The 13,279-nt window shown below is 73.7% G+C and carries 15 protein-coding genes; 8 read left to right on the top strand and 7 right to left on the bottom strand.

The features are described from left to right. Nucleotides 1-23: 23 nt before the first annotated feature. Together AB0G56_RS34805 and AB0G56_RS34800 are read right to left on the bottom strand one after the other, a co-directional pair. Nucleotides 24-1,535: a carotenoid oxygenase family protein gene (locus AB0G56_RS34805; RefSeq protein ID WP_360977795.1), complete on the bottom strand. Its 1,512-nt coding sequence runs from the start codon at nt 1,533-1,535 to the stop codon at nt 24-26. 68 nt (nt 1,536-1,603) lie between these two features. Continuing rightward, nucleotides 1,604-2,527, bottom strand: a complete 924-nt coding sequence (locus AB0G56_RS34800) for a LysR substrate-binding domain-containing protein (RefSeq protein ID WP_360977792.1) — start codon at nt 2,525-2,527, stop codon at nt 1,604-1,606. 133 nt (nt 2,528-2,660) lie between these two features. On the opposite strand from AB0G56_RS34800, the gene mgrA reads away from it, so the two are divergent. Continuing rightward, a complete protein-coding gene (gene mgrA, locus AB0G56_RS34795; protein WP_360977887.1) occupies nt 2,661-3,668 on the top strand; it encodes an L-glyceraldehyde 3-phosphate reductase in 1,008 nt (335 codons plus the stop codon). Between the two features lie 169 nt (nt 3,669-3,837). On the opposite strand, the gene AB0G56_RS34790 is transcribed toward mgrA, so the two are convergent. Next, nucleotides 3,838-4,221, bottom strand: a complete 384-nt coding sequence (locus AB0G56_RS34790; RefSeq protein WP_360977789.1) for a nuclear transport factor 2 family protein — start codon at nt 4,219-4,221, stop codon at nt 3,838-3,840. Nucleotides 4,222-4,533: 312 nt separating this feature from the next. Between AB0G56_RS34790 and AB0G56_RS34785 the strand changes: the two genes are divergently transcribed. Next, complete coding sequence (locus AB0G56_RS34785) at nt 4,534-4,944, top strand: hypothetical protein (protein ID WP_360977786.1); 411 nt, start codon at nt 4,534-4,536, stop codon at nt 4,942-4,944. A gap of 18 nt (nt 4,945-4,962) precedes the next feature. Here the strand turns inward: AB0G56_RS34785 and AB0G56_RS34780 are convergent, their stop codons facing one another. Beyond that, entirely contained in the window at nt 4,963-6,213 is a 1,251-nt protein-coding gene (locus AB0G56_RS34780) for a streptophobe family protein (protein ID WP_360977783.1), read from the bottom strand. Nucleotides 6,214-6,375: 162 nt separating this feature from the next. Here AB0G56_RS34780 and AB0G56_RS34775 point away from each other — a divergent pair, with 162 nt between their 5' ends. Both AB0G56_RS34775 and AB0G56_RS34770 read left to right on the top strand, forming a co-directional pair. Beyond that, nucleotides 6,376-6,831 carry an ATP-binding protein gene (locus AB0G56_RS34775; protein ID WP_360977780.1) on the top strand — a complete coding sequence of 152 codons (456 nt, stop codon included), beginning with the start codon at nt 6,376-6,378 and terminating at the stop codon, nt 6,829-6,831. A gap of 135 nt (nt 6,832-6,966) precedes the next feature. Next, nucleotides 6,967-7,572, top strand: a complete 606-nt coding sequence (locus AB0G56_RS34770) for a helix-turn-helix transcriptional regulator (protein WP_360977777.1) — start codon at nt 6,967-6,969, stop codon at nt 7,570-7,572. Between the two features lie 22 nt (nt 7,573-7,594). Here the strand turns inward: AB0G56_RS34770 and AB0G56_RS34765 are convergent, their stop codons facing one another. The 3 genes from AB0G56_RS34765 to AB0G56_RS34755 form a co-directional block, all read right to left on the bottom strand. Then, nucleotides 7,595-8,197, bottom strand: coding sequence for an ATP-dependent Clp protease proteolytic subunit (locus tag AB0G56_RS34765; RefSeq protein WP_360977774.1), 603 nt, complete (start codon nt 8,195-8,197; stop codon nt 7,595-7,597). 1 nt (nt 8,198) lies between these two features. Continuing rightward, on the bottom strand, nt 8,199-8,837 hold the full coding sequence (locus AB0G56_RS34760; RefSeq protein ID WP_360977771.1) for an ATP-dependent Clp protease proteolytic subunit: 639 nt from the start codon (nt 8,835-8,837) through the stop codon (nt 8,199-8,201). Nucleotides 8,838-9,018: 181 nt separating this feature from the next. Beyond that, nucleotides 9,019-10,224, bottom strand: coding sequence for an epoxide hydrolase family protein (locus AB0G56_RS34755; protein ID WP_360977768.1), 1,206 nt, complete (start codon nt 10,222-10,224; stop codon nt 9,019-9,021). 150 nt (nt 10,225-10,374) lie between these two features. Here AB0G56_RS34755 and AB0G56_RS34750 point away from each other — a divergent pair, with 150 nt between their 5' ends. The 4 genes from AB0G56_RS34750 to AB0G56_RS34735 all read left to right on the top strand — a co-directional run bounded on the left by AB0G56_RS34750 (nt 10,375) and on the right by AB0G56_RS34735 (nt 13,254). Beyond that, on the top strand, nt 10,375-10,857 hold the full coding sequence (locus tag AB0G56_RS34750) for a VOC family protein (RefSeq protein WP_360977765.1): 483 nt from the start codon (nt 10,375-10,377) through the stop codon (nt 10,855-10,857). A gap of 119 nt (nt 10,858-10,976) precedes the next feature. Then, nucleotides 10,977-11,813: an alpha/beta hydrolase gene (locus AB0G56_RS34745; protein ID WP_360977762.1), complete on the top strand. Its 837-nt coding sequence runs from the start codon at nt 10,977-10,979 to the stop codon at nt 11,811-11,813. 76 nt (nt 11,814-11,889) lie between these two features. Further along, the gene (locus AB0G56_RS34740) at nt 11,890-12,369 is read left to right on the top strand and encodes a TetR-like C-terminal domain-containing protein (RefSeq protein ID WP_360977884.1); all 480 of its coding nucleotides are present in this window, start codon (nt 11,890-11,892) and stop codon (nt 12,367-12,369) included. Nucleotides 12,370-12,456: 87 nt separating this feature from the next. Then, entirely contained in the window at nt 12,457-13,254 is a 798-nt protein-coding gene (locus AB0G56_RS34735; protein ID WP_360977759.1) for a VOC family protein, read from the top strand. Nucleotides 13,255-13,279: the final 25 nt, after the last annotated feature.

Here is a 13,279-nt window from a genome sequence, read left to right as displayed (position 1 = left end):
CCACCATCGCGCATCCGGCGCGCTCACGCGTCCGGAATCCAGCTTCCGTGGAAGCCGAGCGGCACCCGGCCGGGCAGGTGCACCCGGGCCACCGGCTCCCCGGTGAAGTCCTGCGCGGCGAGGATCACCAGGTCGGCGGCGCCCCGGTCCGGGTTGTGGACGTAGGCGAGCGCGTACCCGTCGTCCTCGGCCGCCCGGTGGTCGCCGGCGTCGCGCGGGACGAACACCGCCTCGCCCGCCGCCGCGCCCGTCGGCAACCGGTGCACATGGGTGCGGCCGCGCAGCAGGTCGTGCTTGATGAGCGCGTTGGAGAAGGCACGGTCGGGCGGATCGCCGTCCGCCGTCTGGTAGGCCAGCGTCATCTCGGCCGCCGCCGCCGAGTAGCCGTAGCGGTGCCGCCGTGACACCAGTGCCTCGTTCACCCGGGGGAACTCCTGCGGACGGCCGTCGACCGTCACCCTGCCGACGCGCCCGTGGTGCGGGTCGATCGTCCAGCGTTCCAGCACCGGATGGCCCGCCCCGTACGGGCCGCCCGAGCCGCGCCCGGCGACGTAGAAGGGCGCCGGGTAGGTCGTCAGGTCGACGACCACGCGCGAACCCTCGTCGTAGGCGTTGAGGGTGTGCGAGTAGTACGCCGGGTCCGTCTCGATCCAGCGGACCTCACCGCCCGCCCGGGGCAGCAGCCCCACGCGCATCGGGTGCTTCCGGTTCCAGACGTAGGGCACCGGGTCGCCGCGCTCGGCGCCCGCCGGGTCGAACGTGACCGGCGCGTCGATGACGACGACGTACTTCTCGGTGAGCGCGAAGTCGTGCAGCATCGGCGCGTCCGCCACCGGGATCCGCGTCGTGCGGGAGACGCGCCCGGCCGGGTCCACGACCAGGTGGCGCACGTGGTCCCAGGTCGGGTAGTACGCGATCGCGTGCAGCTCGCCGGCGTGCGCGTCGAACTTGGTGTGCGCCGCGAACGCGCCCTCGAGGGTGCCGCGGAAGTCGTACGTCCCCACGGTGTTCAGCTCGCCGTCCAGCTCGTAGGGCAGCGGCCCGCTCTCCTGGAGCGCGAGGATCCGTCCCCGGTACGGGATCACGTGCGTGTTGCTCGGGAAGTCGTCCGGCGGCACCGGACGCGGGTAGGGCTCGCCGAGCTTCTGCGCCACCTGTGAGGAACGCACCCACCGGTTGCGGTACCACTCCGCGCGCCCCTCGCGCAGCCGTACGCCGTGCACCATGCCCTCGCCGAGCATCCAGTGGTGCGCCCGCGGGTCCTCCAGGCCGAGCACGTTGGGACCGTTGCGCAGGAAGCGGCCGTTCAGCTCCTGCGGGATGCGGCCGGTGACCGGCAGGTCGAAGGCCGTCAGCTCCTCGGTGACGGGCGCGAACGCGCCTTCCAGGAAGGGGAGGTGACGCGGTGCCTGCCGCCCCGGGGCGGCGGTGGCCGCCCGCGCCGCCCGCTGTCCTGCCGGGCCGCCGAGGAACCCGGCCGTCGCCGCGACCGCCGCGCCGCCGCGCAGCACGTTCCGCCGTGTGTGCTCCGTCATCGTCCGTACTCCTGAACGCCGTTGCCGTGAAGGGACGTCCACGAGTCTGCTGCGGCACGGCGGCCGGATCAGGAGGGCTGGGGCCCCTCCGGGGGTGTTGCCAACCCCCCTGTTCCGAGCGTGCCCAGCAGGGTGATCAGCGCGCGGGCGGCCGGGCTGGTGGCCTGCTCGGGCGGGAGCAGCGCGACGGTCTCGTAGCGCGTCCCGTCGGCTCCCTCGAAGGGGAGCGCGGTGAGCGAGGGCCTTTTGTGTTGGAAGTGGCGGGGGACCACCGCGATGCCCAGGTTCTCGTCCACCAGGTCGAGCAGGCTGTGCACGTCGTTGACCTCGAGGGCCACCGTGCGCCGTACCCCCGCCAGGGAGAAGGCCGCGTCCGTGGTACGGCGCGGGCCCCAGTCGGGGTGGAAGTCCACGAAGACCTCGCCGCGCACCTCGCGCGGGGTGAGCGGTGCCCCCGCCGCAGCGAACCGGTGCCCGGGGTGGCAGAGCACAGTCATCGGCTCACCGGCCAGCGCCACCGAGCGCAACCGCTCACTGTCCGGCTCGGTCCGGTACGCGAACGCCAGATCGAGCCGGCCCGCCGCCACCCCCTCCCCGAGCGCGCCCGAGCCGGCCTGCCGCAGCCGGACCTCCACATCGGGATGGCGCCGCCGGAACGCGGCGAGCAGCCCCGCCACATGCACTCCCGCGATGCACTGCTCCGTGCCCAGGGACAACGTGCCGCGCAGCACGCCCTGCACCGCGGCCACCGCCTCGTGCGCCGAGCGGACCTGCGCGAGGATCCGCTCCGCCTCGGCGAGCAGCGCGCGCCCCGCCTCGGTGAGCGTCACCCGGCGGGTGGTGCGCACGAACAGCGGCGCCCGCAACTCCCGCTCCAGCGCCCGGATCGAGGCCGACAGGCCCGACTGCGAGACCATCAGCCGCTCCGCCGCCCGGGTGAAGTGCTGGTCCTCGGCGACGGCGACGAAGTGCTGGAGATGGCGCAGTTCCATGATTGAGAAGCGTAATCGTTGAATCCGATCGCATTCTTCTGTTGGACCGCTGCCCGGAGCCCGCGCCACAGTGGGACACCGGTCCCGCACGCGACGGAACCCGCCACCCCGCCCCACCCCTCATGGAGTCGTGTTGTACACCGCACACCCCGACCGCTACGCCGACCTGCCCTACCGGCGCACCGGCCGCAGCGGACTGAAGCTCCCCGCGCTGTCGCTCGGCCTGTGGCACAACTTCGGCCCCGACCGCCCGGCCGCGACCCAGCGCGCCATCCTGCGCCGCGCCTTCGACCTCGGCGTCACCCACTTCGACCTGGCCAACAACTACGGCCCGCCGCCCGGCGCCGCCGAGACCGCGCTCGGCGAGGCCCTGCGGGCCGACCTCGCGCCCTACCGCGACGAGCTGGTGATCTCCACCAAGGCCGGCTACCTGATGTGGCCCGGCCCGTACGGCGAATGGGGCTCGCGCAAGTACCTGCTGTCCTCGCTCGACCAGAGCCTGCACCGCATGGGCCTGGAGTACGTCGACATCTTCTACTCCCACCGCTTCGACCCGGACACTCCGCTGGAGGAGACGATGGGCGCCCTGCACACGGCGGTGCAGCAGGGCAAGGCACTGTACGTCGGGGTCTCCAACTACTCGGCGGAGCAGACCCGTGAGGCCGCGCGCATCCTCGGTGAGCTGGGCACCCCGCTGCTGATCCACCAGCCCCGCTACTCGATGCTCGACCGGCGTCCCGAGGACGAGGGCCTGCTCGACGCGCTCGACGAACTCCAGGTCGGCTCCATCGCCTACTCCCCGCTGGAGCAGGGCCTGCTCACCGGCCGCTACCTCGACGGCATCCCCGAGGACTCCCGGGCGGCGAGCGACAGCCCCTTCCTGAACTCCGAGGCGGTGACCGGGGAGCTGGTGGGCCGGCTGCGCGCGCTGGACGAGATCGCCCGGTCCCGCGGCCAGTCGCTCGCGCAGCTGGCGCTGGCCTGGGTGCTGCGCGGCGGCCGGGTCACCTCGGCCCTGGTCGGGGCGAGCAGTCCGCGGCAGCTGGAGGACAGCGTCGCCGCGGCCCGCAACCTCGACTTCGACGCGGACGAACTGGCCCGCATCGACGCGATCGTACGGCCGGAGCCGGCGCCGGAGTGACCGTACGGTCGTAGCGGGCCGGCGACCCGTCGTACGGCCGGAAGGCGGCGGCGACCCGATCGTACGGTCGGCCGCGGCGAAGGCCGGGCACGTCCCGGCGCGAGGCGGCCGTCCACTCCCCGGAGGTGGACGGCCGCCTCGCTGTGTGCCGGGCGGCCCGGCACACAGCTCAGGCCCCGGTCGGCACCCGGTCGAGGAAGCCCAGCACGGACCGGATCCGGCCCTCGCCGTCCAGAGTGATGACGTCGAACCCGGCGACCGGGGCGGAACCGTCCGCCTCGCTCACCAGTTCCCAGGAGAAACGGGCGGTGTCGTGGTGCCCGTCCACGCCGCCGCTGAGCCGGAAGACGAAACCCGGGAACTGCTCGTGCGCCCCGGCGATCAGCGCGGCGATCTGCTCGTGGCCGCCGGCCTCGGCGAGGGGGTCGGTGTAGCGGCCGTCCGGCGTCCAGGCGGCGGCCACCGCCTTGCCCAGGGCCTCGGGGGCGCTCGCGTTCCAGGCCTCAAGGTAGCGGGCTACGGCACTCTCGTAACGGTCGGTCTGTGCGGACATGGGAAATCAGCCTCCAGCGAGGGCGTCGGTTCTGGTCGGGATCCGGATCCCCGTGACCGGCGATCCGATGGCTCCACCCTGCCCGGGCTGCGGCGAAGCGGTCGATTACCGCCGGGGTAATGCCGACGCGGCAAAGGACCCGCGCGATTTCGGCCACGTGGCGCGCGGAATATGCCAGGAGACTGGCCAAAAAGTAATGGTGACACTGTTTCAGGAGTCAACATACTCGACCTCGGGGGCGCAGCACCGCACAGGAGCCGCACGGGGAGCGAGGCAAGAACAGCACGCGGATCACCCGACGGGGGAGGAGCAGTGCACGACGAATTCCTGTGCCATGTCACCGCGTACGGCGTGTGCGACGGCCGCCGCATCGGCGTACCGCTCGGCACCTACCGGGCGCCCACCCTGGCCCTGGCCCTGTGGTGGCTGCGCGACCGTGCCTCCTGGATCGCCGAACGCCTCGACCCCGGCCCCGGGACGCCCTACGTCCCCTCGGGCGCCCTCGTCCCGGTGCCCGACACGGTCCCCGACGTGCCCGGCATCCTCCGCGCCTGGTGCGCCGACCCCGTCCGGCAGGAACGCGTCGCCGACGAACTGGCCGGCGGACGGCTCGTGCGGCTGGCCGCGGGCGACGAGACGACCGAGTACGAACTGCTCGCCGAGTCCGTGGACGCCCTGCGCATGCAGCGCACCCTCCCGGCGCTGCTGCTGCCGATGGGCTGACCCGGCGTCCCGTCCCGGTCAGCGGCGCCGGACCCACCGGGCGGCCGCCGCCCCCGGGAACCCGGTGGCCAGGCCCCACAGCGCGGCCAGGCCCAGCGCGCTCCACAGCCGGGGCCGCAGCAGCACCTCCCCGGACAGCCCCCCGCCCACGTCGCCGATGCCGAGCAGGGACAGGGCGTAATGGGCCGAGATCCGGCCCGCGAGGCAGACCAGGAGCACCGTCAGGACCAGCCCCCCGGCCATGTGCGCGGCATGCCGCCACAGGGGCGTCGCGGCCGGGGACAGGACGGCCGCGAGGAACGCGGCGGCCAGCAGCAGCACCGCGTCCACGACCACCAGCCACCAGACGCGGCCGTCGTGGCCGGCGAGGGTGCCCAGGTCGAGCGTGGCCACGTCAGGCGTGCGCAGCACCTCGTCGAGCAGGTGCGGCACCGGCAGCCCGAAGGGGCCGTCCACCCGGCCGTCCCAGGCGGCGCCCAGACCGATCGTGAAGGCGAGCCAGGCCAGGTTCGGCAGGCCCAGCAGGATCAGGGCGAAGGTCTGCGCCGCATGGCCCCGGGTCCCCGCCGTGACCAGGGCGACGACCAGCCCCACGGCGACGTCCACCAGCAGCAGCACGAGCAGCGCGTACGCCACCGGACGCACCCGGGTCCCGACCCACGGCGGGCGCGCGGGCACCGCCGCCGTGCGGGCAGAAAGCACTGCCAGCACCAGCACGCCCGCCAGCCACAGCAGTCCGAAGCCGACGCTCTGCCCCACGTCCGTGGTGAACCCGACCTCCGGCCGGGCGCCGAGGAGCCCGCCGATGGTACCGAGCACCCCGTCGCCCAGGTCGACGGCGAAACGCAGGCGGGCGGCGAACGCCAGGCCGGTCAGCGCCGCCAGCCACAGCACGGCGATCCGCACGGCCCACCAGGCCGTCTCCCGCGCCCCGGCCGTGGCCCGGCGCAGCGGTCGCAGGAAGCCCGCGCCGACCACGAGCGCACCGGCGAGGGCGACCGACAACGGCATCACCGTGACTCCCGCGTGCGTCTCGGCGAGCACGCCCGCGTCGCCGGCCAGTCGCAGGCTCCCGCCGACCGCCGTCACCACCGTGGCGGCGACGACACGGGGAAAGGCGTTGCCGGGCAGGTCCGCCGCCCCACCCGCCCACAGGCCGAGCGCGGCGACCACGCACATCGCGACCATGGCCGCCAGCACCGTGGCGAGGGCCCGCGCCCAGCCGGGGCGGGCGGTGGCCGGCGATGGGGAGGGGGCTGGTGGGCTCACCCTGTCACGCTAAGCAGCGCCGCCGCGCACCGCCCCCCGGCGGGTCCGTCCGCGGCGGCGCGCCGCACCGGCCGCCCCACCGGGGGGACTGGCGGGCGCGGTACTGGGTAACAGCACTGATGCAGTAGCGTCCGGTCGTACCGGCTTCCGAGAGAGAAACGCATGATCGATGACCCGGGCGGGGCAGTGATACCCACTGGTTTCGACATCCCCGTGGAACCGCTGCGGCGCGCGGCCCACTACACCGGAGAACCCGGCTGCATCGCCGACGCGCGCTCCTTCGCCGCGCGCTTCCTCGACCAGCTCAGGACCGAGTGGTGCGCCGGGATAGGGCGCCGCTCGGAAGAAGCACTGCTCCTGGTCGTGAGCGAACTGGTCACCAACGCCGACCGGCACAGCCAGGGCCCGTACATCCTCGAACTGGAGGGCACGGACACCGAGGTGCGCGTGTGCGTGTACGACAGCAGTGCCGCACTGCCGCTGCGCTACCCGCGCGATCCCGAGCGGATCGGCAGGCACGGTCTGGAGATCGTGTACGCCCTCGCGGCCGAGGTCGGCGCGGAACGGGTGCCGGTGGGCAAGCGGGTGCGCGCGCTGGTGCTCCTCGGAGGCGACTGACCCAGGCGCCGCGTACCTCGCCGCCGCTGCCCCTGTGTCGCTTTCGTTCTTTTTTGCCGGTTACGGCCCCGCTGCTTCACCCAGGGCGGAATGCCGCCCCCTGACGCGGGCGCGCACGGCTCCTAGGCTGAGGAGGTGAGCAACCAAGCGCCGAACCAAGCCCGCGTCATCCCGCTGCGCCCGCAGGCCGCGCGCCCAGCGTCCGCCCACTCCCCCCAGGGACACCCCTCTTCAGGCCATCCGGCTTCCGGCCACCCGGCCGCTGGACACCCGGCTTCCGGCCACCCGGCCCCTGGACACCCGGCCGCCGGTCGGCCGGCCCCGGGCCGCCCGGCCGCGGGCCGCCCGGCCGCGGGCGCTCCCGCCGGCCGGACCGCCCCCGCGCGCGAACCCCTCTGGCGCGACCTCGTGGGCGACGTCCTGCGCCGCGAGCGGCTCGCCCAGGAGCGCACGCTCAAGGATGTCGCCGACGCGGCGCGGATCTCCATGCCCTACCTGTCGGAGATCGAGCGCGGCCGCAAGGAGGCCTCCTCGGAGGTCCTCGCGGCCGCCGCCCAGGCGCTCGGCCTGGGACTCGCCGACCTGCTGGCCCTGACCCAGGGCGAGCTGACGCGGGTCACCGCGCTCACCGCCGGCCGCGGCCGGGGCACGACCGCCCCGTCCCTGTCCTCGCTGTCCTCGGCGCCGTCGGCCTCGCCCGCGACCGCCTCCCGCTTCGACGGGCTGTGCCTCGCCGCCTGACACCGGCTCACGGGCCGGCGTCTCAGACCGTCAGGAGGCGCCGGCTCAACACCTCGTCGGCGAGCCCGTACGCCACCGCCTCGCGGGCGGTGAACACCTTGTCGCGGTCCATGTCGGCGCGCAGGGACGCGGCGTCGTGACCGGTGTGCCGGGCCAGCACCTCCTCGACCTGGGAACGGATGCGGACCATCTCCTTGGCCTGGAGCGCCAGGTCGGAGACCGTCCCCTGCCGGCCGCCGCTGGCCGGCTGTCCCAGCAGCACTCGCGAGTGCTCCAGCACGAACCGCCGCCCCGGGTCCCCGCCGGCCAGCAGCACCGCCGCCGTGGAGGCGGCCTGGCCCACGCAGAACGTGGAGATCGGCGACCGCACGAACGTCATGGTGTCGTAGATCGCCATCAGCGAGGTGTAGGAACCACCCGGCGAGTTCAGGTAGACGGCGACCTCCTGCTCGGGGTTGGCCGACTCCAGGTGGAGCAGCTGCGCGATGACGACGTTGGCGACACCGTCGTCGATCTCCGTGCCGAGGAAGATGATCCGCTCGTTCAGCAGCCTGCTGAACACGTCGTAGGACCGCTCGCCCTGGGCGGTCCGCTCGATCACGTACGGAACCGTGTACGACCCCATGTCACAACCCCATCCGTCGGCGCGAGGCGGCCGGGCGGACGTCGGTCAGCGACTCCACCACCTGGTCCACCATCCCGTACTCCCTGGCCTGTTCAGCGGTGAACCAGCGGTCCCGGTCGCCGTCCCGCGAGACCGTTTCCTCGCTCTGCCCGGTGTGCTGGGCGGTGAGCCGTTCGATGGTCCGTTTCGTGTGCTCCAGGTTCTGCGCCTGGATCTCGATGTCCGCGGTGGTGCCGCCGATGCCCGCCGAAGGCTGGTGCATCATGATCCGCGCGTGCGGCAGCGCGAACCGCTTGCCGTGCGTGCCCACCGTGAGCAGGAACTGGCCCATGCTCGCGGCGAACCCCATGGCCAGCGTGGACACGTCGTTCGGGATGAGACGCATCGTGTCGTAGATGGCGAGCCCGGCGCTGACGGACCCGCCGGGGCTGTTGATGTACAGGCTGATGTCGGCGCGCGGGTCCTCGGCCGACAGCAGCAGCAACTGGGCGCACACGCGGTTGGCCGACACCTCGTCGACCTGCGTGCCCAGGAACACGATCCGCTGCGCGAGCAGCAGGCTCGCCAGGTGGTCGTCGAAGCGGCTGGGCGGCGTCTCGCCCTCCTCGGCGCGCGCCGGCCAAGCGGTGAGTGCGGTCATCGGGTCTCCTCGTCGTGGCGTGGATGTCGTGGCGTGGATGCCGTCGGCTCCACTGTCGGCCGCGCACGGCCGCGCCGGACGGTTTCTCTGCCCGTGGCAGATCTGCCACGGGCAGAGAAACCCGGAGGACCCCCGAGCACCCCTGAGCACCCGAGTCGCCCAGGGGGCCCGGCCCGTGGCCTCAGCCCCGGGCGCGCAGCTGCCGGAAGAACGCCCGTACGTCCCCGACCAGCAGGTCCGGCTCCTCCATCGCCGCGAAGTGGCCGCCCCGGTCGAACTCGGTCCAGCGCACGATGTTCTCCGTGCGCTCCGCGCGGTGCCGAAGCGGGACCTGGAGCTCGGCGGGGAAGACGGCGAGGGCGGTCGGCGCGGTCGACGGCTCGGCGGGCGCGGCGGCCCGGCCGGTGCGGGCGTGGGCCCGCTCGTAGTAGATGTGGGCGGCCGAGGCGGCCGTGCCGGTCAGCCAGTACAGCATCACGTCCGTGAGCATCCGGTCCCGGTCGACCGCCTCCTCCGGCAACTCCTCGCAGTCCGTCCACTCACGGAACTTCTCGACGATCCAGGCGAGTTGGCCGACGGGTGAGTCGGTGAGCGCGTAGGCCAGGGTCTGCGGGCGGGAGGCGTTCAGGTGGGCGTAGGCGGCGCCGTCCCGTTCCCAGGCCGCCCAGCGGCGCCAGGAGGTGAGCGTGCGCTCGCGTTCGGCCGGGTCGAGCGCGGCCAGCTCCGCGTCGGTCGGCTCGGTGGCCTGCTGCGCCCCCGGCAGCAGGTTGAGGTGGACGCCGATCACCCGGCCGGGGTGGGCCCGGCCCAGCTCCCGCGAGATCGCCGCGCCCCAGTCGCCGCCCTGCGCGCCGAACCGCTCGTAGCCCAGGCGCCGCATCAGCTCGGCCCAGGCGTCGGCGACCCGGCCCGCCTCCCACCCGCGGTCGGCCGTCGGCCCGGACAGGCCGAAGCCCGGGATGCTCGGCACCACGACGTGGAACGCGTCCGCCGGGTCGCCGCCGTGCGCGGCCGGGTCCGCCAGCGGTCCCACGACGTCCAGGAACTCGACGACCGAACCCGGCCAGCCGTGGGTGACGATCAGCGGGGTGGCGTCGGGCTCGGGGGAGCGGACGTGCGCGAAGTGGATGTTCGCGCCGTCGATCGTGGTGGTGAACTGCGGCCACTGGTTCAGCCGTGCCTCGGCCGCCCGCCAGTCGTACGCGTGCCGCCAGTGGCGGACCAGCTCGCGCAGGTAGCCGGCGGGCACCCCGTGGTCCCAGCCCGCGCCGGGCAGTTCGTCGGGCCAGCGGGTGCGGTCGAGGCGGTCGTTCAGGTCGTCGAGGGCGCTCTGCGGGACGTCGAGCCGGAAGGGCCGGATGCCGTCGGCGGGCGGTGGGGTCGTCATGGACGGGATGCTAGGGGGGCTGGTCGCGGGGGGGTGCCGGAATTTGATTCACGGCCGAGCGATGAGTTCCGCGGCGCGGCCCGGTCGATACAGGTGACCGCGCGGACCGGTCGACACGGAAGACCGCGTCCCACACCCAAGGAGGACCCCGTGGCCACCCAGGGATTCACCACCTGCCTCTGGTTCGACGGCACGGCCGAGGAGGCCGCCCACTACTACGTCTCGATCTTCAAGGACTCCAGCATCGGGCGGATCGGCCGCTCCAACGAGGCCGGGCCCGGCCCCGCCGGGTCGGTGGTCACCGTGGAGTTCACGGCGAACGGCCACCGGTTCATCGCGCTGAACGGCGGTCCGCAGTTCACGTTCAACGAGTCGATCTCCTTCCAGATCCACTGCGCGGACCAGAAGGAGGTCGACCACTACTGGGCCCGGCTCACGGACAACGGCGGCGAGCCGGGCCCCTGCGGCTGGCTCAAGGACAGGTACGGCGTGTCCTGGCAGGTCGTCCCGGACGAGCTGATCGACATGATCAACGACGCCGACCCGCAGAAGGCGGCCCGCACCACCCGGGCGATGCTCGCGATGGGCAAGCTCGACATCGCCGCGCTGAAAAGGGCCTACGCGGGCGAGTAGCGGCCGGCCGCGCGGCCGGCCCACCTGTCCGGGGGAGTGGGCCGGTCATCCGGCAGGCGTTGACAGGCTTGGTTAATGGCATTAGCTTTTGGCTAACGAGGTTAGCCAAGGAGGGCGTCATGACCGAGTACCTGGCCGTCGACGGCGGCACGATCGCTTACGAGGTGGCGGGATCCGGCCCGCTGGTCGTCCTCGCGCACGGCATGGGCGACAGCCGGGCCGCCTACCGCGCCTTGATCCCGCCCCTGGTCGCCGCCGGCCACCGGGTCGCCGCGGTCGATCTGCGCGGCTGCGGGGAGTCCGGCACCGCCTTCCAGGACTGGAGCCGCACCGCCATCGCCGGCGACCTGCTCGCCGTCGTCCGCCACCTGGGCGGCCCGGCCGTGCTCGTCGGCCACTCGATCTCCGGCGGCGCCGCCACCATCGCCGCCGCCCGGGAACCCTCGCTGGTCACCGGCGTCGTCGAACTGGCGCCCTTCACCCGCAAGCAGTCGATCCGCCTCGGCGACCTGCGGGTGAAGCGGTTCCGGCAGGGCATGCTGCGGCTGCTCGGCGCGGGCGTGTTCGGCAGCGTGCCGCTGTGGCGCTCCTACCTCGACACCGCCTACCCCGGCGTCAAGCCGGCCGACTGGGCCGAGCGGCTCGGCCGTTTCGAGACCCTGCTGCGCGAGCCGGGCCGGATGAAGGCCATGCAGCGCATGGGCCGCACCGACCCGGCCGACGCGGGAGCGTGCCTGGGCGAGGTCCGCCGTCCGGTCCTGGTCGTGATGGGCACCCTCGACCCCGACTGGGCCGACCCGCACGCCGAGGGCTCCGCGATCGTCGACGCCCTGCCCGCCGGCATCGGCCGCCTGGAGATGATCGAAGGCGCCGGGCACTACCCGCACGACCAGTTCCCCGACCAGGTGCTCTCGCTCGTGCTCGCCTTCCTCGGGACGGAGGCGGCCCGTGCCTAGGGCCGGACTGGACCCGGCGGCCGTCGTCGCGGCCGGCGCCGCCGTCGCCGACGAGGTGGGCCTCGCCCGCCTGACGATGGGCCTGCTGGCCGAACGGCTCGGCGTACGCACTCCCTCCCTCTACAAGCACGTAGGCGGCCAGGAGGACCTCAACCGGCGGATCGCCGCCCTGGCGCTCGGCCAGGCCGCCGACGCCGTCGGCAGCGCGGTCCAGGGCCGCGCGGGCCGCGACGCCCTGGCCGCCGCGGCACGCGCCTTCCGCGCCTTCGTCCTGGAGCACCCCGGCCGGTACGCCGCGACGATCGGCGTGGAACCGTCCGGCCCGGACGATCCCCTGGCTGCCTCCGGCCGGCGGCTGCTCGACGCGTTCATGGCGGTCCTGCGCGGCTACACCGTTGCGGAGTCCGACGTGGACCACGCCCTGCGCATGCTCCGTAGCCTCTGCCACGGCTTCGCCACCCTGCAGTCGGCGGGCGGCTTCCAGTGGAGCGCCGACGTCGACGAGAGCTTCGAGTGGCTGATCGCTTTCGCCGACCGGGGCCTGCGCGCGCTCTGAGGCGGCCGCTTCCCGCCGCGCGCCGGTGCGCGCGTGTGGCTAGCGTGAGCATGCGGACGAGCCACCGACCGGAAGAGGGCCGCAGCCATGGCGGTACGACCTGAGGGAACACCCTGCTGGGCCGATGCGATGTTCACCGACGTCGAGCAGGCCAAGACCTTCTACGGCGAGGTCCTCGGCTGGACCTTCGGCGAGTCGTCCTCGCAGTACGGCAACTACACCGAGGCCTACGTGGACGGCAAGGCGGTCGCGGCCGTCGTACCGCCGATGCCCGGGCAGGAGGGGCAGTCCCAGTGGTGCCTGTACTTCGCCTCGCCCGACGCGGCGGCCACCGCGCGCCGCATCCGCGACCACGGCGGCGAGGTGCTCATGGAGCCGATGCGGGTCGGCGACTTCGGCACCATGTGCCTGGCGCGCGAGCCCAGCGGCGCCGTGTTCGGCGTGTGGCAGGGCGGCACCCACGAAGGGTTCGAGGCCACCGGGGTCCCCGGCGCCTACTGCTGGGCCGAACTCCTCACCCGCGAGCCCGGGGCGGCGGACACCTTCCTCACCTCGGTCTTCGGCTACACCGCCAAGCAGCTCCAGGACGACGCCATCGACTTCCGCACGTTCGACCTCGGCGACGAGACGGTGCTCGGCCGGATGCGCATGACCGGCGACTTCCCGCCCGAGGTGCCCTCGTACCTCAACGTGTACTTCATGGTGGCCGACTGCGACGCCGCGGCCGCCGCCGCCACCCGCCTGGGCGGCGTGGTGCGCTACGGCCCGGCGGACAGCCCCTTCGGCCGGACGGCGGTGCTCGGCGACCCGCAGGGCGCCCACTTCTCCGTGATCGACATCACCACCACAAAGGGGGAGAAACCGCAGGTCGAGGACGTCTTGTAGGGGTCCGTCGGGCGAGGGCACGGGC

The sequence above is a fragment of the Streptomyces sp. NPDC021356 genome (genome assembly GCF_040641015.1).
Lineage (GTDB): Bacteria > Actinomycetota > Actinomycetes > Streptomycetales > Streptomycetaceae > Streptomyces.
This window is presented reverse-complemented; position numbering and strand designations above follow the sequence as displayed.

Excerpts from the sequence above, each read along its gene's own strand:
- AB0G56_RS34790 (WP_360977789.1), bottom strand. The coding sequence starts at position 4,221 with ATGTCCGCACAGACCGACCGTTACGAGAGTGCCGTAGCCCGCTACCTT.
- AB0G56_RS34775 (WP_360977780.1), top strand. The coding sequence starts at position 6,376 with ATGATCGATGACCCGGGCGGGGCAGTGATACCCACTGGTTTCGACATC.
- AB0G56_RS34800 (WP_360977792.1), bottom strand. The coding sequence starts at position 2,527 with ATGGAACTGCGCCATCTCCAGCACTTCGTCGCCGTCGCCGAGGACCAG.
- AB0G56_RS34745 (WP_360977762.1), top strand. The coding sequence starts at position 10,977 with ATGACCGAGTACCTGGCCGTCGACGGCGGCACGATCGCTTACGAGGTG.
- AB0G56_RS34765 (WP_360977774.1), bottom strand. The coding sequence starts at position 8,197 with ATGGGGTCGTACACGGTTCCGTACGTGATCGAGCGGACCGCCCAGGGC.
- AB0G56_RS34735 (WP_360977759.1), top strand. The coding sequence starts at position 12,457 with ATGGCGGTACGACCTGAGGGAACACCCTGCTGGGCCGATGCGATGTTC.
- AB0G56_RS34760 (WP_360977771.1), bottom strand. The coding sequence starts at position 8,837 with ATGACCGCACTCACCGCTTGGCCGGCGCGCGCCGAGGAGGGCGAGACG.
- AB0G56_RS34740 (WP_360977884.1), top strand. The coding sequence starts at position 11,890 with ATGGGCCTGCTGGCCGAACGGCTCGGCGTACGCACTCCCTCCCTCTAC.
- AB0G56_RS34755 (WP_360977768.1), bottom strand. The coding sequence starts at position 10,224 with ATGACGACCCCACCGCCCGCCGACGGCATCCGGCCCTTCCGGCTCGAC.
- AB0G56_RS34805 (WP_360977795.1), bottom strand. The coding sequence starts at position 1,535 with ATGACGGAGCACACACGGCGGAACGTGCTGCGCGGCGGCGCGGCGGTC.